The organism is Caldisericum sp. (genome assembly GCF_049967455.1).
GTDB lineage: Bacteria > Caldisericota > Caldisericia > Caldisericales > Caldisericaceae > Caldisericum > Caldisericum exile_A.
Window position 1 is genome coordinate 1 of the sequence record NZ_JBMFSR010000107.1, and the last position, 678, is coordinate 678.

Genomic DNA, 678 nt, shown 5'->3' on the forward strand with positions numbered 1-678 from the left:
CTTTTCCCATTCATAGTACCTTTGTTCCATTTTTTTTAATTCTTCTATTTTCTTTTTTTTAATCATATTCTTTTTTCCTCTCCTTCGCTGTTTCTATATCTGCCTTATTCTTTTTTTTCAATTCCATGTCAAGAATAACAATTGTATCTTTCCTTTCTTTGTGAAAAGTAAAATATATACGCACTACTCCTCCTTTTCCATGAGGCGGTATGTCGAATTCATGCATGCCTTCTCCCAATGGTTTGTAAATGCCTCTTTTTTCTAAATCTTTTAAAACTTTAAAATCATTTTTTTCAATTAAAGAAAATATATTTTGTATTTGCGTGTATCTCTTGAAATGATCTTTTTTTAATGATTCTATTTGTTCTTTTATCCTCGATTCTTTATCGTTCAGTCCTTCTGGGTAAAATATTATTTTCAATCCATCATCTCCATTATATAACCATTTGGGTATAAATGTCAATAAAGATATAATTCCTTAACTATGCACTTCCGATTTGGAACGTGAATATTGAATAACACTCTTTGAAAACAGTAGACAATGAGCATGGAATCATCCTATACTTTTGTTGATCTCAAAAAAAGGAGTGGTTCTATGCTCACAACTACTGATTACCGCTAATGAGTCTGAACTTGTATAATAAAAGTATGGATAAAAAAATAGCAGAATGGAAAAGG

The 678-nt window shown here is 29.8% G+C and carries 1 protein-coding gene; it reads right to left on the minus strand.

All coding sequences use genetic code 11. The features are described from left to right. Nucleotides 1–58: 58 nt before the first annotated feature. Nucleotides 59–421 (minus strand): hypothetical protein, encoded by a 363-nt coding sequence (locus tag ACP5SP_RS08050; RefSeq protein WP_428076564.1) that lies wholly within the window; start codon nucleotides 419–421, stop codon nucleotides 59–61. Nucleotides 422–678 lie beyond the last annotated feature (257 nt).